17 protein-coding genes are annotated in these 18304 nt (G+C 63.5%); 4 read left to right on the top strand and 13 right to left on the bottom strand.

Going from position 1 to position 18304, the window contains the following annotated elements; translation table 11 throughout:
* Positions 1-326: 326 nt before the first annotated feature.
* The 9 genes from NOV72_RS08465 to NOV72_RS08425 form a co-directional block, all read right to left on the bottom strand.
* The gene (locus NOV72_RS08465; protein WP_181290923.1) at positions 327-1052 is read right to left on the bottom strand and encodes a 2'-5' RNA ligase family protein; all 726 of its coding nucleotides are present in this window, start codon (positions 1050-1052) and stop codon (positions 327-329) included.
* Between the two features lie 393 nt (positions 1053-1445).
* Positions 1446-2717, bottom strand: a complete 1272-nt coding sequence (locus tag NOV72_RS08460; protein WP_106854146.1) for an MSMEG_0569 family flavin-dependent oxidoreductase — start codon at positions 2715-2717, stop codon at positions 1446-1448.
* Positions 2718-2749: 32 nt separating this feature from the next.
* Positions 2750-3034, bottom strand: a complete 285-nt coding sequence (locus NOV72_RS08455) for an MSMEG_0570 family nitrogen starvation response protein (protein WP_106854145.1) — start codon at positions 3032-3034, stop codon at positions 2750-2752.
* Positions 3013-4224, bottom strand: a complete 1212-nt coding sequence (locus NOV72_RS08450) for an MSMEG_0565 family glycosyltransferase (RefSeq protein WP_106854144.1) — start codon at positions 4222-4224, stop codon at positions 3013-3015. Before NOV72_RS08450 ends, NOV72_RS08455 begins: the two co-directional genes overlap by 22 nt.
* The gene (locus NOV72_RS08445) at positions 4212-5162 is read right to left on the bottom strand and encodes a sll0787 family AIR synthase-like protein (protein WP_106854143.1); all 951 of its coding nucleotides are present in this window, start codon (positions 5160-5162) and stop codon (positions 4212-4214) included. Before NOV72_RS08445 ends, NOV72_RS08450 begins: the two co-directional genes overlap by 13 nt.
* Positions 5159-5719: an MSMEG_0567/Sll0786 family nitrogen starvation N-acetyltransferase gene (locus NOV72_RS08440; protein ID WP_106854142.1), complete on the bottom strand. Its 561-nt coding sequence runs from the start codon at positions 5717-5719 to the stop codon at positions 5159-5161. Before NOV72_RS08440 ends, NOV72_RS08445 begins: the two co-directional genes overlap by 4 nt.
* 2 nt (positions 5720-5721) lie before the next feature.
* The gene (locus NOV72_RS08435; protein ID WP_106854141.1) at positions 5722-6792 is read right to left on the bottom strand and encodes an MSMEG_0568 family radical SAM protein; all 1071 of its coding nucleotides are present in this window, start codon (positions 6790-6792) and stop codon (positions 5722-5724) included.
* Entirely contained in the window at positions 6785-7792 is a 1008-nt protein-coding gene (locus NOV72_RS08430) for a Nit6803 family nitrilase (protein WP_106854359.1), read from the bottom strand. Before NOV72_RS08430 ends, NOV72_RS08435 begins: the two co-directional genes overlap by 8 nt.
* Positions 7793-7797: 5 nt before the next feature.
* Positions 7798-8280 carry an MSMEG_0572/Sll0783 family nitrogen starvation response protein gene (locus NOV72_RS08425; protein WP_061119141.1) on the bottom strand — a complete coding sequence of 161 codons (483 nt, stop codon included), beginning with the start codon at positions 8278-8280 and terminating at the stop codon, positions 7798-7800.
* Positions 8281-8670: 390 nt separating this feature from the next.
* On the opposite strand from NOV72_RS08425, the gene NOV72_RS08415 reads away from it, so the two are divergent.
* Positions 8671-10062 (top strand): aminotransferase-like domain-containing protein, encoded by a 1392-nt coding sequence (locus NOV72_RS08415; protein WP_106854139.1) that lies wholly within the window; start codon positions 8671-8673, stop codon positions 10060-10062.
* 89 nt (positions 10063-10151) lie between these two features.
* On the opposite strand, the gene NOV72_RS08410 is transcribed toward NOV72_RS08415, so the two are convergent.
* Together NOV72_RS08410 and NOV72_RS08405 are read right to left on the bottom strand one after the other, a co-directional pair.
* Positions 10152-11735: an FAD-dependent monooxygenase gene (locus tag NOV72_RS08410; RefSeq protein WP_106854138.1), complete on the bottom strand. Its 1584-nt coding sequence runs from the start codon at positions 11733-11735 to the stop codon at positions 10152-10154.
* A 133-nt stretch (positions 11736-11868) separates the two neighbouring features.
* Positions 11869-12747 carry an alpha/beta hydrolase family protein gene (locus NOV72_RS08405; RefSeq protein ID WP_181290921.1) on the bottom strand — a complete coding sequence of 293 codons (879 nt, stop codon included), beginning with the start codon at positions 12745-12747 and terminating at the stop codon, positions 11869-11871.
* Between the two features lie 269 nt (positions 12748-13016).
* Here NOV72_RS08405 and NOV72_RS08400 point away from each other — a divergent pair, with 269 nt between their 5' ends.
* Both NOV72_RS08400 and gad read left to right on the top strand, forming a co-directional pair.
* A complete protein-coding gene (locus NOV72_RS08400; protein ID WP_425428721.1) occupies positions 13017-13457 on the top strand; it encodes an isocitrate lyase/phosphoenolpyruvate mutase family protein in 441 nt (146 codons plus the stop codon).
* Positions 13458-13820: 363 nt separating this feature from the next.
* On the top strand, positions 13821-15212 hold the full coding sequence (gad, locus tag NOV72_RS08395; RefSeq protein WP_106854136.1) for a glutamate decarboxylase: 1392 nt from the start codon (positions 13821-13823) through the stop codon (positions 15210-15212).
* A gap of 97 nt (positions 15213-15309) precedes the next feature.
* Here gad and NOV72_RS08390 read toward each other — a convergent pair whose 3' ends face one another.
* Both NOV72_RS08390 and NOV72_RS08385 read right to left on the bottom strand, forming a co-directional pair.
* The gene (locus NOV72_RS08390) at positions 15310-16887 is read right to left on the bottom strand and encodes an aldehyde dehydrogenase (NADP(+)) (protein ID WP_106854135.1); all 1578 of its coding nucleotides are present in this window, start codon (positions 16885-16887) and stop codon (positions 15310-15312) included.
* 13 nt (positions 16888-16900) lie between these two features.
* Complete coding sequence (locus tag NOV72_RS08385; RefSeq protein ID WP_106854134.1) at positions 16901-17524, bottom strand: cysteine hydrolase family protein; 624 nt, start codon at positions 17522-17524, stop codon at positions 16901-16903.
* 248 nt (positions 17525-17772) lie between these two features.
* On the opposite strand from NOV72_RS08385, the gene NOV72_RS08380 reads away from it, so the two are divergent.
* On the top strand, positions 17773-18285 hold the full coding sequence (locus NOV72_RS08380; protein ID WP_106854133.1) for a winged helix-turn-helix transcriptional regulator: 513 nt from the start codon (positions 17773-17775) through the stop codon (positions 18283-18285).
* Positions 18286-18304: the final 19 nt, after the last annotated feature.

Genomic DNA, 18304 nt, shown 5'->3' with positions numbered 1-18304 from the left:
GTCGTATCCAGTGGCGAATGCGCTCGTGGCGCGGGACGGCTATCAACTTTAGCCGCCCTGCCAAACCGTTCGGGCACCGGGCAGCCCGGATTTTGATCACACGCGAATGCGTTTTTCAGAGCAGCGCCGCTCTTTAGGGCGCATCAAACGCCGACGCGTCACGCCCCCACGTCGCAGAATGATAGTTGGCCGACTGTCGTCCAGTAGCCATGCCCGAAGTCGCCCTTCGATTCTCTGTTCTTGTCGCCGGAAGGGGACGCTCAATGCCGCAGACGTACTCAAGATCAGCCAGACAACGTGTCGCAAGGCCCGAAAGCTGCGTGACTTCAGCGCTTCAACTCCCAGCTCTTGAGTTTCTTTTGCGCCGTCCCGAGGTTACCGAGTTGGTAGACGGACACTCCGGCCGGCGAAAACGTGAATGCATCGAACTTCTCATCTAGCATCTGCTTCAAATACGCCTGCGACGCCAAGCCGATTGTCACGTGCGGGTTGAACTTCTCGCCGCTCGCATCCGGTACGAACGACTTCACGTAGTCGATAGTGGGTTGGTTGATCTCGGGATCTTCTCGTGTGGTGACGAAAGCCGCCTTCGTGCCGGCGTTCACGGTGAATGGTTCGACGGCATCGATCAGCTTTCGCTGGAACCGGATCAGGTCGTCGGTTGGCTCGATCACGATCCCGGCAAGGCCGAGATCATTGAACGGGATGAAGTAGTACCCGCGGGCTTTGAGTTTCCAGGTCGCCGGCTTTTCATCGGCCAGGACTTGGTCGATGGCTTCGTAGACTTTCTCGAGATCGGCTGTCTTCACGAACCGCTGGAGGCAGGTGATGTGCGGTTTGTGTGACTCGTCCAACGCGAAGCCCTTGGGATACACCTTCCGCAAGCGTTCATTCGCGGCCTTGGCGTGCCCAAGCATGATTGCGTCGGGATCGAGCAGAATGTCGATTGCCGTGGATGGTATGGCCATCTCGCCCTTCTGTGATTGGGCATAGGCAGCACAGGAAGCCACAACGAAAATGAAGGCGACGAGTATTTTCCGGAACAGGCTCATGTGCTCCTCCTCGGCGCGACAGAAACGCTTTCCTGCGGCCGAATGACCGAGACCAGCGTGCTACCCTGAGCGCCAGTGAAAGAGTACCTCATCGTGCGGCTGCACGGCAGCGATTTATCAGCCACCGGCGAAGCCGCCACAATTTCCTGTGAGCGGACGTTCGTCAACGGAGGAACCTGGCCCGCTTGCCGAAGTGCTCAATTAAGCAGCCAATCAACCGCTCCGGACTCGACTCATGTAGATGTAGCGCGGAGCGGCTTCGAGTTTGAAAGAGGCCTTGTTTTAAGCAGTATTCCTACTCTGTCACGGTCAGATACAACATACGCGCAAGTGCGTCCACGCGCCGGTCTGCCGCATGCCGCGCGATACAGATCGTCGTGGGGCATGAGAGCGCTAGGCGCACGCAATCGACACCCGCTCCGCGCAGACGGCGTCGACGATAAATTGCGCATCGCGCGCCACGCCGGAAAAACGGCCCGAGCCCCACGTGTGCAGCCACGGCAAGCCGACAAAATACAGCCCCTTCACCGCCGTCACGCCGCGCCTGTGCGACGGATATCCTCGCCCGTTGAACACCGGCGCGTCGAGCCATGCGAAGTCCGGCGTGAAGCCGATACACCAGACGATCGACGTGATCCCGCTCGCCTGCAGATCGAGTTCCGCGCGCTCCCCGTCCGGCTGCCAGAGCGGCTCATACGGCGTGGCGGACGGCGCATCGAGTCCGTGCTTCGCGATGAAGCCGTCGATGCTCGCGTTGATGCGGTTGTAGGTATCGTCGGCGTCGTCGAGATTCGCGCGCAGGTTGGTCGCAAAATGCAGCTTGCCGTCGCGGAAATCTTCCAGCCGGCCGAACAGTTCCATGCCTTCGAGCGCGAAGCGGCGCAGATCGATATCGCGTCCGCCATCGCGGCCCGTGACGTAATGATTGGTGTTGTCGCGCACGCCTTCACGCAGCGGATGATCGGTCACGGGCATGTCGTAATAGCGCATGTCCGCGAGCCAGTCGACGACATCGCGGCCGCGATAAAAACGCGCGCAACGCGGCGCCTCGCCGACCGCGAGATGAACCTTGCGTCCCGACAGATGCAGATCCTCCGCGATCTGCGCGCCCGACTGACCCGAGCCGACCACGAGCACCGCACCGGGCGGCAGCGCATCGGCGTTGCGATATTCCGATGACTGCACCTGCGCGATGCCCGCAGGCAGACGCTCGGCCATGCGCGGCACGATGGGCGTGTGATAGCCACCCGAGGCAACCACGATCTGATCCGCCGTGAACTCGCCGCGCGTGCTCTTCACGGCGTAGCGTCCTTGCGCGTCGCGCGTGACGCGCGTGACGGCCGCGCGTTCGAGCACCGGCGCATTCACCTTGGCGACGAATGCATCGAGATACGCGACGATCTCGTCTTTCTTCATGAAGCCATGCGGGTCCGCGCCCTGATACGGATGTCCCGGCAGCGCGCATTGCCAGTTGGGCGTCACGAGGCAGAACGTGTCCCAGCGCTGCGTTCGCCAGGTGTGCGTGACACTGTGCTTCTCGAGCACGAGATGATCGATGTTCGCCTGTTGCAGAAAGTAGCTGGCCGAGAGCCCGGCCTGTCCGCCGCCGATGACGATGACGCCGTAATGCGCCGGCGCGCCCTGCACTGAATCGATGTTCGACATGACCCTTCCCCTCCTTCAAATCGACGACTGATTCAAGCGAGCGCGAGCACGGTCACGCGTGCGTCGTGCGCATCGCTGAATCGGCCCGCATCCTCTTCGATGCGCGCAAGCTGATCGAGCGCCGCCGAGCACGCGAAGCCATATTTCTCGCGCACGCGCTCCGAGCCGATGTTCAGCGCCTCGCGCGAACGCGCGACGAAATCGCCGACGGAATAACTTTCGCCGGCCGCGAAATACTCGCCGACCACGGTCGAAGGCGAATAGCAGTTCGCCTCCACGCCGTCCGGCCAACGAATCAGGAAATGCATGACTGGCATGGCTGAGTTCCGGTTGCAGGTTGAGATTGCGCGAGCCACTTACTGTAGATGTCGAGATGACGCAAAGCGCTGGCTTGCCAGGTGAAGCGTCGCAGCAGAGCGGGCACGGCATGAAGGAAGTCGATGCTGCTCGCGCCGTCGATCGCCTCGACGAGCGCGGCGGCGATCGCGGCGGCATCGTGCGGATCGGTGAACGTGCAGGTTCGATCGTCGAGATATTCGGTGAAGGGCGCGATTCGCGACACCACGATCGGACGCCCGCTCGCGAGCGCTTCGAGCACGACGAGACCGAAGCCTTCCCGTAGCGAGATCATCGAGACGACATCCGCGATACGAAAGAGCGCCGGCATCGATGCATCCGGAAGCGCGCCGGTCACGATGACCGGCGTGCCGCGATTTCCCACGTCGAGTTTCAACTTGGCTGCGCGATCGAGAAAGCCGCGCATGTAGGCGTCGTGATCGAGCAGGCTCGCGCCGCCCGCGAGCAGCAGTTGCGCGGAAGGCCGCCACGCGCGCAGCGACGCGAAGGCTTCGAGCAGCATCGCCGTGTTCTTGCGTTCCTCGATGCCGCCGACCGCCAGCACGACCGGCCCCGAGCCGATGCCGAAGCGTGCGCGCAGCGTTTCAGTGTCGCCATCGGCGGATGCGCCGTAGCGCGCCCGGTCGATGCCGTTCGCGACGGTTTGCGCCGTCACGCCATACGATGCGCGCATCGTCCGCGTCCAGGTTTCGCTCACGCACAGCACTTCATCGGCGTCCTGCCACGCGCGCCGTTGCCAGTGCGCGAGCCTGACATCGTCGAAATGATCGAGATGGTGAACCGTGCGCACGAAGCCGCGAATCGCGCCTTTCTCCTTCAACTCCGCGAGCGCGTTTCCGCCGATGCTGTCTTGCGCGTGGAGCACGTCGAAGCGACTCGCGTCCTCCCGCAACAGCACGCGTTTCAGTGCGCCGATGCGTTGCTCGACCATGCCGGCCACGCCTCGCGTTTCACCGTCCACGCGAGCGAGCACGACGCGGCACGGCGACGCGCGGAACATCGCTTCACCCTCGCGCGCCGGCGCGAACACCGTGACATCGTGACCGAGTTCGTGCAGCGCGCGCCCGAGTTCGAGCGCATGCACGACGCCGCCGCGCGGATTCACGGAGTGCGTCAGCAACGCGATCCGCAGCCTGCTCATCGCGCACATATGAACGGCTCCTCGCGCAGGCTCCACAGCAACGCGGTGTCATTCCCACGCGTCACGACGACTTCACGCGACGCATTCACTTCGCCGATCACCGCGCTCGCAAGTTCGCGCGAGGCAAAGCGCGCGAGCACCGCGCCGACATGTTCGGGACGCACGGACAGCACGAATCCGAAGCTCGGAAACGCGGTCAGCCAGCGCTCGAAATCGACGTCCTCAGGGCGCGGTAAGGCATCGAGATCGATGCGTGCGCCCACCTTCGAGCATTCGAGCAGCATCAGCGCGGTGCCGAGCGCGCCCGCCATGCTGATGTCCTTCGCGGCATCGCACAGGCCGTCTTCGGCCATCGCGGGCAGCAGTTCGAAATCGCCACGGGCGCGGCCTGCGGGCGCGCTGACCGATGCATTCCAGAACGGATACGGATCCTCGAAACGTCCACGCAGATCGACGGCCATCACGAGCGCGTCGCCGGGGCGCGCGTCGAAGCTCGTCAGGAGCGTGCGCGCCCGCCCGACGATCGCCACCGCGAGCTGCGCGCCTTCGCTGCGCACGTTGCTGTGTCCGCCGACGATCGGCACGCCATACGCCGCCGAGGCCGCCGCCATGCCCGCGAGCACGTCGGCTGCCGCTTGCGCGTCGCCGCTCCACAGCGCATCGACGACGGCGAGCGGACGGCCGCCCATCGCGTAGATGTCGCTCACGTTCACCATCACGCCGCTGTAGCCGGCGAACCACGGCATCGTGCGCACGAAGTCGCTCACCAGACCTTCGATCGCGAAGAGCAGATAGCCGTCGCCATCGGCGATCGCGGCGCAGTCGTCGCCGATCGGCACGGCCTGCGCGCTCGCGGGCAGCCGGGACAGCACGTCCGAAATGTCGCGCTTGTGACGAAAGCCGCGACTTTCGCGCAAACGCTCGACGAGGCCGCTCAGCGCGCTCACGACATCCTCCGCGCCAACGCGACGAATCCGCTTTGCGGCGTCAGGCACGGCGGATACGCGTCGAGCTGCGCGCGCATCAGATGATGCGCGCGGCCGAAGAGCGTCTCTTCCTGCCGCGTGTCCCAGCGCAGGCGCCTGAAAAGCGGCACGTTCTGCGCCTGCACGTGCGCCAGAAAGGTCTCGCATCCGAGCGCATGCGCGCTCGACACCGCGAGCCGGATCAGCGTCGATCCGATCTTGCTGTGCGAACGGAATGCCGCGTGCACCGCGAGCCGCGAGCCGAGCCACACGCCCGGCTCCGTTTCGTGGATGCGCACCGTGCCGACCACCTGCTCCGGAATGCCCGCGACGCAGCTCAGCGCGACCAGCAGTTGCGCCCGCTCGTCGATTTCGTCGCGGTCATCGCCGACGAACACGCCCTGCTCGATACAGAACACCGCGCGGCGCAGTTTGTACGCTTCTTCCGCTTCCCAGGGCAGCGTCGCCCACTTCACGCGAAATTCGACCGGCGTGTAGGCGAGATCGAATGCATCGCCTTCGATGGCTTCGACGAACATGGTCACACCTCGTACGAAGAAAGCGACGAGCACGCGCCGCATTTGCCGCAGCCTGCCTTGATGTCGGCGGAGCGCATGCCGGCGTCCGCGAGCATCGCGCCGATCGGCGCCAGCACCGAGCGCATGAATTCGGGCGCGGGCGCGGGATGATCTTCGAGCGGCGTGCCGCTGATCGGCACGAACGGCACGACGAACGGATAGACGCCGAGCGCGATCAGTTCGCGCGCCATATCGACGATGGCCTGCGCGCCGTCGCCCAGCCCCGCGAGGATGTACGTGCTCACCTGTCCGCGCCCGAACACGGCGACTGCCGCTTCGAAGGCTTCCATGTAGCGCGAAACCGGCACCGTCGCCTTGCCCGGCATGATCCGTTCGCGCACGGCCGGCGTCACCGCTTCGAGATGCATGCCGAGCGTGTCGATGCCGCTCGCCTTCATGCGCTCGAACCAGCGGTCGTCGTCGGGCGGTTCGCATTGCGCCTGGATCGGCAAGTTCACGGCCGCCTTGATCGCGAACGCGCTTTCGCAGAGAATCCGCGCGCCGCGATCGGGCGTCGGCGGCGTGCCGGTCGTGAGCACCATGTGCTTCACGCCGTCGAGCAGCACGGCGGCGCGCGCCACCTCCGCGAGTTGCTCCGGCGTCTTGCGCGCGATCGTGCGGCCCGCCGCGAGCGACTGGCCGATTGCGCAGAACTTGCACGACTTGCGGCGGCTTTCGTAGCGGATGCAGCTTTGCAGCACCGTCGTCGCGAGCACGTCGGCGCTGTGCAGCGTGGCGATGTGCGAGTACGGCACGCCGTCGAGTGTCTGCATCGCATAGAAGCGCGGCGTCTTCGGAAAGCGGATGCTCGCGATCGGAATCGTGTTGCGCATGAGCGCGCTGTTGCCGTTCGCATCGGGCTGCCCGGCGACGAACGGCGACGCCCACGCGGTGCTCGTATGCACGGGCACCATGATGGTCACGCCATCGACGGTCACCGCCTTGTGATCCGACGGCCCCGCGCCGCCACGCCGGCTCGACACGCCCGCGCGCGGATCGACGAGCCGCAGGCCGCTCGACTGAAGCTCAGTCATCAGTTGCCGGGTCGATGCCGGCAGGTTCTCTCGGGCGCTCATCGTTTTCAATGTCCTTGAAGGAAGTCACGGGCGATGCCGGGCGATCGTTGATCGCGAGGCTCAGCAACTCGGGCCGTGCGTAATGACCGACCGAGTCCATCATGCGTTTGCGCTTCGTGATGAGCGCCATGTCGAGATCGGCGATCACCATGCCCTCGCCTTCGCGCAAGGGCTCGGCGAGATGCTGGCCCTCGGGCGAGACGATCGCCGTATTGCAGCCGCCGCGCAACGCACGCTGCAGGTTCGGATCGGGCGTGACGGCTTCGATCTGCGCATCGGTCAGCCAGCCGGTCGCGTTGACGACGAAGCAGCCCGATTCCAGCGCGTGATGGCGGATCGTCACTTCGATCTGCTCCGCGAAGATCGGACCGACCAGCGAGCCGGGGAACTGGCTGCAATGGATCTCTTCGTGCTGCGTCATCAGCGCATAGCGCGCGAGCGGGTTGTAGTGTTCCCAGCACGCCAGCGCACCGACGCGCCCCACGCCCGTTTCGACGACCTTCAGGCCCGCTGCGTCGCCTTGTCCCCAGATCATGCGTTCGTGAAACGTCGGCGTGATCTTGCGGCGCTTGAGCAGCAGCTTGCCGTCGGTATCGAAGACGAGTTGCGTGTTGTAGAGGCTGCCGTGGTCACGTTCGTTCACGCCGAGCACGACGACCATGTTCGCGAGCCGCGCGTGTTCGGCCACTGCCTGCGTGACCGGCCCCGGCACGACGACCGCTTCCTCGTAGAGCTTCATGTGATCCGCGCCCGATGCCACCGGCGCGCGCACGAACGAGAAATACGGGTAATACGGCACGAAGGTTTCGGGGAACACGATGAGCCGCACGCCCTGCGCGGCGGCCTCGTCGATGGCCGTGCAGACGCGGTCGAGCGTGCCGCCGGGGCGCTCGAAGTCCGGCGTGATCTGCACGGCGGCGGCGCGCACGATGCGCTTTCCGGCAAGAGCATCGGACATGATCGTCACACGGTCCAGGTGTGGATGACGAGCGCGTTCTCCTTGCGATGGAGCAACTGGAGATCGAGCACGTCGAGCGGGTTGATCGGACGAATTCCTTCGATCAGCGAGGCCTCGCCGTGTCCGTACAAGGCCTGCAACGCGAAACGGCACGCGTACACCTTGCCGCCTTCCGCCATGAACTTCTGGAGTTGCTTGTTGAAGTTGAGATGACCGGGGAAGGCTTCGTCGCCGAGCGTCGGGAAGCCGCGTTGCAGGCCGAGCGTGACGCCGGGACCGTAAAGCAGCACCGACGTATCGAAGCCCTTGCGTTGCAGGCGCGTGGCCTGCAACAGATTCACGAAGCCGATCGACCCTTCGAACGCAACCGTATGGAAGGTGACGAGCGCCTTTTCGCCGGGTTCGGCCTTCACGTCCTCGAAGACTTTCTCTTCGTAGTCGACCAGAAAGTCGCCGTTCTTGTGAAGCGGTTGATTGACTGCGGGCATGGCATTCTCCGATGTGTGGGTGCGCGAACGAGCCGTCGTTGCCGACCGCATTCATCGCGACGGCGAACGCTCAAACGCAACGGATATGCCAATGATTGGCCCGCGAAATGCAATCACTTTGCAATCAAGCAAAACGAACTTGCATGCGCGAACCGAAAACAATTTGCGGAAGCCATGATCGGCGGGCATTCGCCGCACGCCGCCCGATCGCGCCTGCGCGGCTCGCGCACGATTTCAGCGCAGAAAAGCGTGTGCGTGGTGCGAGGCACACCGAAGCCGTGCATCGATGCGATCAATGCAATCAAGTGCGATCACGACATGCAATCTCTTTTTCGTTCGATTGATTTGTCATGCTAAGTTCAGCCGAACCCTTGCGGAGGCATCGCGGTCATGAATCAGCTCGCGCATCACTGGATCAGAAAGCTCGAAGACAGCAGGAAGCCCGCGTATCTGACGATTCCCGATCTGATCGAGGAAGATCTCGCGAGCGGCCGGCTTCGTCCGAGAGACCGTCTGCCCGGCCTGCGCGATCTCGCCGATCTGCTCGGGCTGAACTACACCACCGTCGCGCGTGCCTATGCGGAAGCGCGCAAACGCGGCCTGCTCGATTCCCGCGCGGGCAGCGGCACGTTCGTGCGCGGCAGAACGCAGACGCTGCCGCTCGCGGGCGGCAGCAGCGTCGAGATGTCGATGAACATGCCGCCCGAGCCGCCCGCGCTCGCGGCGCGTCTGCGTGCATCGGCGGCGCGTCTGATGGAGCGTGCCGACCCGTTTCAGTTGCTGCGCTATCAGGATTTCGGCGGCACGGCGGCGGATCGCGCGGCGGGGCGCGAGTGGCTCAAGGCACGCATTCCGGATTGCGATGTCGAAACCGTGCTCGTCTGTCCGGGTATTCACGGCGCACTCGTCGCGCTTGTTTCGCAGCTTGCGCGGCCGGGCGAAATGATTTGTCTGGATTCGCTCGCGTATCCGGGGATCAAGGCGATCGCGTCGCAACTGGGCGTGCGCTTGCAGGCTTTGCCTCGCGACGATGAAGGGCCGCTGCCGCATGCGTTCGAAGCATTGTGCCGAACGGAGAAGCCCGGTGGATTCTATTGCAATCCGACCTTGCAGAATCCCAGCACGTTGACTCTGACGCGGCAGCGGCGCGAGGCGCTTGCGGATGTGGCCCTGCGTTACAACGTGCCGATCATCGAGGATGAGCCTTACGGGATGTTGCCTTTCGACGCGCCCGCCACGCTCGCGGAACTCGCGCCCGAACTGACGTATCACGTGACCGGCTTATCGAAGACGCTGGGCGCGGGACTGCGTGTCGCGTATCTGAAGGCGCCGACTTCGCGGCAGACTCAGCGCATCGCGGGCGCATTGCGTGCGACGACGGTCATGCCCAGTCCGTTCACCGTGCTGCTCGCGACGCAATGGATCAACGACGGCACCGCCGCCGACGTGCTCGACTCCATTCGCGATGAAGCGGCGGCAAGACAGATCATCGCGTCGGCCGAGCTTCGAGGCCTCGCATTCGACGCGGACCCGCAAGGGTTTCATCTCTGGCTGCCCGTGCCCTCGATGAGCGACTGGAGTGCGCCGGAACTGGCGCTTCAGTTGCGGAATCAAGGCATCGGCGCGGTGGCCGGGGCCGCATTTTCCACGGATGGCAATCCGCCGAATGCGCTGCGGTTGTGTCTCGGCGGGCCTCAGGATCGGGAGGATTGCCGCGAAGCGCTAAGGCGTGTGGCGGATATGATGGCCGATCCGCATCATCTGCATATGCCGATGCTTTGAAGCCTCGATCAGTTCGCGCAATCTCATTCGATTCGTTCGGATTCCATATCACATCTTCGTTGTGACACTTCACATGCTTGCGACGCTCACTACGCGGCGGGCGCGCTGCCCATGCGAACGACGCGCTCGAGATAACGGTCGAGTATGAATCCGTCCTGCGCGCTGCCCCGCAGAGCGACTACTTGGTCTGGACGAATCAGCACGAAGCCCGGCGCCTCGAATCCGTAGCGCTCGGCGTGCTCTCCTGTTCCCGGAAGCCTGACGATCTGCACGGCGTCGGTATGGGGCGCGGCCCGTGCGGCGATGTCGTCGGCCTCGCCGAACGTGACGAGCGTATGAAGCGCCGGGCTCAACGACGGCCACAGCGTGCGAGCGGTGCCGTCGGCGGCATCCGTCCAGTGAACGTCGCGGGCGCGCGTGCCGGGCAGTCCACGCGCGAAATGCCGCGAGTCGCCGGCGAGCGCGAGCAATGGTCCGGTTCGATAAGTGATGTCGGTCTCGGACATCTCCGTGCGCAGACGCATTTGCAGCGCGGGCATATGGTCGAGCACGGTCACGGCCAGATCGCGAACGAATCGGACCAGCGCGCTGCGGGACATGCCCATATGCATCAGCCGCGACGCATGATCGATAACCTGAATACCGACGGGACGACGCTCGGCCTCGTAGCTGTCCAGCAACGTCTGCGCGTCGCCGCGATTTTGAAGCACATAGGCGAGTTTCCATCCGAGGTTGAACGCGTCCTGAATGCCGGTGTTCATGCCCTGCCCGCCGGCGGGCGTGTGGATATGCGCGGCGTCGCCGGCGAGAAACACGCGTGCGCCGCGATAACGCACGGCAAGGCGTTCGTTGGTGCGAAACGACGATAGCCACGCCGGTTGCGAGAGCCGCGTGCCCGGCGGCCCGTGACGGTCCATCGCCTGTTGCAGCTCTTCGAGCGTCGCGGGCGTATCGGCGGACGAATCGTCGCCAGCAGTTTGCGGCGAGCCCTCGCGTTCGACGATGATGCGCCATACGTCATGCTCGAACGGAAAGAGCGCGACGGTCCCGCCGTTGTGCCACCAGATGTGAATGCTATGCCGGTCCAGATCGCCGCCATCGATGTGCACGTCGCCCAGCAGAAAGAGCGCCGGCTCGGTGTAGCCTTCGAATTCGATCCCCAGTGCGTGGCGCACCGTGCTACGCGCGCCATCGGCGCCGACAAGCCACGCGACACGCGTCGTTTCCTCGTGCCCATGCGCATCGCGCAGCGTGACGGTCACGGCGTCGCCGTCTTCATCAAGCGACACGAGCTCGACGCCGCGCTCGACTCGACCGCCCGATGCCACGTACTGCTCATGGAGAATGTGTTCGGTTTTCGACTGCGGCAGGAGAATCGGCTGGGGATAGGCGCTGTCTATTCCTTCGCCCATGTCGACGCGTGCAAGCCTTTTGGCGCCATCGCCGAACGTCACGGAGCGTAGCGGGGTCGCGGACTGGCTGAATGCGTCGTGCATGCCGAGCGAGGCCAGTACTTCGAGACTCGCAGGCCACACGGCGAGCGCCTTGGACAAGTCGGCGGGACGTTCGAGTTTGTCGATGACACGGGCTTCGATTCCGTGCCGCTGCAACGTGAGCGCGAGCGTCAGGCCGGTGGGTCCGGCACCCACGATCAAAACAGGCGAATCGGGCATCGTAATCTCCTAAGCCAGAGCGCAGGGCAACTGGAATGGTATGAAACGAAGCAAACGTGAATCGCAGAGTAGCCTACACCAAGCCGCCCTTGCTCGCCGAGCCTTGCCCGGACGAGCGACGCGTTCAACGCTGTCACTGCTTCATCGGCACCAGCGGAGCGAGAAAGCGCTCGACGTGCGGCAACCAGACGGGAATGGAATCGCTGACGCCAAACATCCCGTGTCCATTTCTTCCAAAAGGCGGTTCGACGATCATCTGTCCCTGACCGCCTGCCGCCTGAAACGCGGCAAACCACGTCGCCACGATCTGCGGCGCGAAGTACAGATCGTTCTGAACATAGTGCCAAAGGACCGGGACTTTTGTCGTCGATGCGAAATGTTGGATCGCGTCGGCCATCTGCTGCGGGCCGCAAGGTATGCCCGGATGTTTCGACGGGTCCCCGCCGCGACCGCCCGAGAAGTTCACGACCGCGACCAGCCCCTTCGGTGCATAGCTCGCCGCGGCCAGCGACGCGAATCCGCCTGCCGACTGACCAACCAGCACGACGTGATCCCGATCGACCTGCGGCAACGTTGCGGCGTAGGCGATGGCTGCGAGCACATCCTTTGCCGCCTCCTTTCCGGCGGCAATATAATCAGGATTCCTGCACGTACCGAATTGTTCCTCGTAAGTTCCGCCCGTTACACCGAAGCCTCGACGAATCGGCACGATGACCGCGAAGCCGAGTTCAACGAATGTCCGGATTTGCGGCAACGCACGATAGCGGCCGATCTTCGGGCGATCCCTCGCATCGGGTGGACTGCCGTGGCTCAGGACGATCAACGGAAAAGGTCCGGAGCCGTCGGGCATGTAGGTGGTCGCGACGATGTCGCGTTCGTGATCGCCGAACAGTCCGTGCTCGGTCATCGGCACTTTGACTACCGTTTCGTGAAGGTCCATGGCGCGCGTGTCCGCGTCGTCGTCAGCGAACGCGACGCCGGCGATGGCCCATATCGATGCGCCCAACGTCATCGACCACGCCAGGCGGATCGAGATTCTTTTTCGGCTCATGCGGGTTCCTATTGTCGAAGCTCCAGCCTCTTGCGAGGCGCGCCATGTCACGCGAAGGCCGCGCGCTTGTCCCTCCGCTCCCGCTCGATGAAGCCAACGGAGCGTCTCGGCCTTAGGCCAAGGCATACTTCCCAGCCCAGAAGGTCTTTTTCCTTTCCGTCGCGGATCGCTAGATTGTGAATCAGACGGCGTCGTGACCAGAGTCGAAGCGCACGGACGACGCGCCGCTTCTGGCCGCGAAGATCGAGGCGATCAAGGATGCCGTCGCGAAGGCCGGCGCGGACCTCTTCGTCAACGCGCGCAGCGACGTCTTTCTTGCGAGTCTCGTCGAGAAGGTGAAGCAGCCGCAAGAGGCGATAGCGCGCGGGAATCTGTATGCATCGGCCGGCGCGGATGGTCTCTTTCTCCCCGCGCTCGTGCGGCTGTCGGATATCGAAGCGATCGTCGGCGCGACGCGCTTGCCGCTGAACGTGATGGCGTTCCCCGGCCTGCCCGATGCGGCGACGCTCGGGAAACTCGGCGTGCGCCGGCTCAGTGCGGGCAGCGCCATTTCGCAGGTCTTGCTCGGCAGAGCGAAGGCCATGACGCAGGACTTTCTGGCGCACGGGCGCTCCGAATCGCTCGACGACAACCCACTCTCGTACGCCGAGATTCAACGGCTTTTTGCCTGATCGAGCGAAGTTGAATCGCGAGGGCGTCGGCGGCATGCGCACCGACGGCGCAAAACTCCCGCCAGTCATATCCGCACGGTTTCGACGCGCAAATGGGGCCGCGAGCGCCGAAACACCGCATCATTCGCATACGGAGATTCTTCACCCTCCCGCACGCCGACATCACCAAAATGGTGTATTGATTGGCTTTAATTCCGGCTCCCGGTGAATCGAAGGCGTGCAAGCGACTACACGTAATCGACGCGGAGATCCGCAACTGATGGCCGAGTAAGTCGAACGCTACGACGCGGCGTCCGGCAAGACCCTCGACAGAATCCAGACGCCACGTCGAGGATTGCGTTGACTTCGATTCAGGAGAGAGCGATGAGCGAGCCGAAGGACGTACCGATCGAGAAGATCACGCCGTATGACGAATTCAACTTCGACATTCCCGAAGACGAGTTCCCGCAGCAGGGCATCTCCGCCCGGGCCGCGGCAGCGCTCGTGGTAAGCGACGAATGGACCGACACCAACCCGATGCTCAACATGTCCTCGTTCGTCACGACTTTCTCCGAACCCGAGGCGGTCGAAGTCGCCAAGCGCAACATGTACAAGAACTACATCGACCACGACATGTACCCTCAGCTCTTCGCGATGGAGCGGCGCATGGTGCGGTGGCTGCATCAGCTCTGGAATGGGCCGAAGGGCGTCGAACCCTATGGCGCGGCCACGATCGGCTCGTCGGAAGCATGCATGCTGGCGGGACTCGCCCACAAGTGGAACTGGCGAAAGGCGCGGGAGAATGCCGGCAAAGACGCGAGCCGCCCGAACATGGTCACGGGCGGCAACGTTCAAATCGTGTGGAAGAAGTTCCTGCGCTACTTCGACGTCGAGCCGCGCATCGTGCCGCTCAAACCGGGAAACTATCGTCTCACCGCCGAGCAACTGGACAGTTATGTCGATGAAAACACGATCGCCGTGGTGGCGATCGCGGGCCAGACCTTCACGGGCGAGGACGACGACATTCAGGAGATACACGACTGGCTCGACGACTACGAAAAGAAAACGGGCATTTCGATACCGATGCATATCGACGGCGCATCGGGCGGTTTCGTCAATCCGTTTCTTTATCCCGACTATGCCTGGGACTTCCGGCTGCCGCGCGTGCAGTCGATCAACGCATCGGGCCACAAGTTCGGACTGACGCCGCCGGGACTCGGTTGGGTCGTCTTCCGCGAGCGCAAGATCTTCAACGAAGATCTGATCTTCTACGTGAACTATCTCGGCGGCGAGATGCCGACCGCGACGTTGAACTTCAGCCGTAACGCCGCGCCCGTCGCGGTTCAGTACTACCAGTTCCTGCGTCTCGGCTTCGATGGCTACAAGCGAGTCATGACGCATACGCTCAAGAATGCCGTCGCGTTGCGCACTGCACTCGTCGACAGTGGCTACTTCACGATCATGAACGAGACACAGCGCATTCCGGTGGTCGCCGTGACGCTCGATCCGAAGGTAACCAGGTTCAACGAATTCGACGTGTCCAACAAGGTGCGCGAAAAGGGTTGGGTTCTGTCCGCCTACACCATGCCTTCCGATGCGCAGGACGTGAGAAGCCTGCGCGTGGTGGTGAGGCCTCACATCAACCACAACGTCGCCATGACGCTTGCGCGTGACATCGTCGACGCGTGCAAGTACCTCGAACAGCACGGCGGCACGGCCACTCCGCCGGAGTTGCACAAGCATGCGGAGGAGAAAAGCTCACCGGCGAAATGCTGAGGGCGATCGTCGAAGCCGCACGAAGGGCGTCGCCTGACGCCCTTCCGCCTGACACCTGCCGCTCACGCCGCGTTCTTGTCCGCATGCGCGCAGCCATCTAGGCACGCGACAACTCGCCATCCGTCAGCCGCCAGATTCCCAGCGGATTGCCACTCCGAAGCGCCTCGGGCAGCAGTTCGTCGGGGAAGCCTTGATAGCAGACCGGCCGCAGGAAACGTTCGATCGCGCTCATCCCCACCGACGTGAATCGACTGTCGGATGTTGCGGGAAACGGGCCGCCGTGAATCGACGCATACGACACCTCTTGCGGATGCGCGAACGCATTGACGACGATACGTCCCGTCAATCGCTCCAGAACAGGCAGCAGACTCGAAGCCAGCACGCGGTCGCGCGAATCGATATGCATCGTCGCCGAAAGCTGGCCCCGGAAGCGTTTCGCCAGCGCGATCAACTGCCCGGCATCGGCGACACGGACCAGCAGCGCGGCAGGGCCGAATACTTCCTCTGCAAGCGAAGGCTCTTCCAGCATGGCCGCGCCATCGACTTCGAAAAGGACCGATTGGCCGTCCCAGGGGCCGTCGCCCTTTCCTCCTGCAGCGATCTCGGCCGCACCCGCCGAAAGCTGGCGCTCGACATTCTTCCGGTATGCCTGAAAGATCCCGGGCGTCAGCATCGTGCGCGCGTGCATGGCCTCGACGCGCGCGATCATGGCGTCCTTGAGCACCTCGAATCCCGCGCCGTCGATGGCCAGCAGAATCGCCGGCTTGAGGCACGCCTGGCCGACCGTGACGAGCATGCGCTCGGCGAAGCCGTCACCGATCTCCCGACCGCGATTCGCGAGCGCATCCGGCAAGACGAAGGTCGGATTCACGCTGGTCATTTCCGTGAAGACGGGAATCGGCTCGGGACGAAGCTGCGCGCGACGGTACAGCGCCATGCCCCCCGCCTCCGATCCGGTAAAGGCGACGCCTCTTATCAGCGGATGATCGACGAGCGCCTCGCCCACTTCGTTCCCGCCACCGCGGACCAACGAGAACACACCCTCATGAAACCCCGATGCGGCAACCGCTTCACGAATGACGCGCGCCTGGACTTCGGAAGCGCCCGGATGCGCGTTGTGCGCTTTCAGAATGACCGGGCAGCCGGCCGCCAGCGCGGAAGCCGTGTCGCCGCCCGCGACCGAATAGGAGATCGGGAAATTGCTGGCACCGAAGATCGCAATCGGTCCAATGGCGATTTTCTGCATGCGGTGATCCATGCGCGGGCGCGGCTGCCGTTCGGGCTGAGCGGGATCGACGGTCGCTTGCCGAAAGCGTCCCTGCCGCACGACCGTCGCGAACTGGCGGAACTGCATCGCAGCCTTGCCGGTTTCACCTTCGAGTTGTGCGACCGGCAAGCCCGTTTCCAGCGACGCCCGCTGTGCAAGTTCAGACGCCACGGCGTCGAGGCCATCCGCGATGCGTTCGAGGAAGCTCGCGCGCTCGGCCAGGGTCGTGTGGTTATAGCTATCGAAGGCTTCGTCGGCGAGACGCGCCGCGCGATCCACTTCTTCGACGCCACCAAGCGCGAACTCAGGCGGAATGTGCGCGTCGATCGCGGGATTGAGCGCCATCAGCGTGCCGCGCGTCGCGGAGACTTCCTGTGCCCCGATAAGCAGATTTCCAGTGAGTTTCATCGTGCGACGCCCCTTATGCCGGCAGCGCGGCCAGCAACTCGGCCGTCGTGACGATCGAATGCGCGAACGTCGGGCCGTTCAGTTCGTGAGCCGCGCGCATCATTTCTGCCGAAAACGCGGCGGTCGCGTCGCGCACGAGCGTCACGTGATAACCGAGTTCCATCGCGAATCGCGCAGTGGATTCGATGCACGTGTTCGCGAGCAGGCCAACGGTGATGACATGCGAAATCTTGTGCTGCTTGAGCTGGAAATCGAGATCGGTGTTTGCGAAGCCGCTTTGCGCCCAGTGCTCGTGAATGACGATGTCGTTTTCCTGCGGAACGAAATCGGGATGCCATTCGCCGCCCCACGTTCCCTTCGCGAAAGACTGGCGCTTCTGCACGATGCGCTGCGTCGGATTCGGATGATCCCAGTCTTCGTAATCGCCCGGCTGCCAGCGACGATGCGGCACGTAGAAAACCTGAATGCCCGCTTTCCGCGCAGCGCCGACGGCGGCGCGCAAATTGTCGAGAAGCCGGACGTCATTGGCAACGGCTTCGATCATCGGGAAGATCTTGCCGCCATGCGACAGGAAATCGTTGTACGGATCGACCAGAAGCAGACCGGTGTGTTCGGCGCGATAGGCAGTGTCTGACATGATGTTCTCCAGAAGACGGATTCGGGCGGGGCATGTCGCAACCGGCAGCGGCTGCGCGGCTCGTTCGCGCCGTGTCGTGCTAGATGCCTCAAAAGCGAATTATATATATGAAAATCATAGTTGCAAGTGTGGCGTGAATTCCGTGATGCGCGAATGGATTTTTATACGCTTATTGACGACCGTTCGTTAATCGTGCGAACGTCGGAAAACTGTGCTACTATGAAAACAAAAGTGAGTGCGGAGGCGAAATGAAACGCAAGGAAATGTCGTTGACCACGGTGTGCCCGGTTGCGCGTTCGACCGATGTCGTCGGTGACAAGTGGACCATCCTGGTCCTGCGCGAGCTGTACATGGGTGCGTCCAGGTTCGAGGAAATACAGATTCAGACGGAGGCCACGCCCCAGATGCTGGCAACGCGCCTGAAATCGCTCGAAGCGGACGGCATGGTGGAGCGGCATCCTTATCAAAAGAAGCCGCTGCGCTACGAGTATCGTCTCACCGAGAAAGGGCGGGCATTCTATCCGGTCATCCGGACGCTGCGCACATGGGGCGAAACGTGGTGCAAGAGCCGAGGCGAAGAAGTCGCGGTACGGTTCACGCATCGCAAATGCGGCCACGAAGTGGGACTGGACTATCTGTGCCCGGTGTGCGGCGAATATGTCGAGCGCGGCGATCTCGACGCCGCCTTGAGCAAGACTTTTGCCAATGAGCGCGAGAAGCGGCGCGAAACCTACAAGGCCGCGAAAGCCCGCGCTGAATGATCCGTGCGGGCTGCCGTCG

Source organism: Caballeronia novacaledonica, assembly GCF_900258035.1.
In the GTDB taxonomy this organism is placed as follows: domain Bacteria; phylum Pseudomonadota; class Gammaproteobacteria; order Burkholderiales; family Burkholderiaceae; genus Caballeronia; species Caballeronia novacaledonica.
Note: the sequence above shows the minus strand (reverse complement) of the source record. Positions and strands in the feature narration are given on the sequence as shown.

Bases quoted from the DNA above. Each gene is read 5' to 3' on its own strand.
- NOV72_RS08465 (WP_181290923.1), bottom strand. From the start codon at position 1,052: ATGAGCCTGTTCCGGAAAATACTCGTCGCCTTCATTTTCGTTGTGGCT.
- NOV72_RS08460 (WP_106854146.1), bottom strand. From the start codon at position 2,717: ATGTCGAACATCGATTCAGTGCAGGGCGCGCCGGCGCATTACGGCGTC.
- NOV72_RS08455 (WP_106854145.1), bottom strand. From the start codon at position 3,034: ATGCCAGTCATGCATTTCCTGATTCGTTGGCCGGACGGCGTGGAGGCG.
- NOV72_RS08450 (WP_106854144.1), bottom strand. From the start codon at position 4,224: ATGTGCGCGATGAGCAGGCTGCGGATCGCGTTGCTGACGCACTCCGTG.
- NOV72_RS08440 (WP_106854142.1), bottom strand. From the start codon at position 5,719: ATGTTCGTCGAAGCCATCGAAGGCGATGCATTCGATCTCGCCTACACG.
- NOV72_RS08435 (WP_106854141.1), bottom strand. From the start codon at position 6,792: ATGACTGAGCTTCAGTCGAGCGGCCTGCGGCTCGTCGATCCGCGCGCG.
- NOV72_RS08430 (WP_106854359.1), bottom strand. From the start codon at position 7,792: ATGTCCGATGCTCTTGCCGGAAAGCGCATCGTGCGCGCCGCCGCCGTG.
- NOV72_RS08425 (WP_061119141.1), bottom strand. From the start codon at position 8,280: ATGCCCGCAGTCAATCAACCGCTTCACAAGAACGGCGACTTTCTGGTC.
- NOV72_RS08415 (WP_106854139.1), top strand. From the start codon at position 8,671: ATGAATCAGCTCGCGCATCACTGGATCAGAAAGCTCGAAGACAGCAGG.
- NOV72_RS08410 (WP_106854138.1), bottom strand. From the start codon at position 11,735: ATGCCCGATTCGCCTGTTTTGATCGTGGGTGCCGGACCCACCGGCCTG.
- NOV72_RS08405 (WP_181290921.1), bottom strand. From the start codon at position 12,747: ATGACGTTGGGCGCATCGATATGGGCCATCGCCGGCGTCGCGTTCGCT.
- gad (WP_106854136.1), top strand. From the start codon at position 13,821: ATGAGCGAGCCGAAGGACGTACCGATCGAGAAGATCACGCCGTATGAC.
- NOV72_RS08390 (WP_106854135.1), bottom strand. From the start codon at position 16,887: ATGAAACTCACTGGAAATCTGCTTATCGGGGCACAGGAAGTCTCCGCG.
- NOV72_RS08385 (WP_106854134.1), bottom strand. From the start codon at position 17,524: ATGTCAGACACTGCCTATCGCGCCGAACACACCGGTCTGCTTCTGGTC.
- NOV72_RS08380 (WP_106854133.1), top strand. From the start codon at position 17,773: ATGAAACGCAAGGAAATGTCGTTGACCACGGTGTGCCCGGTTGCGCGT.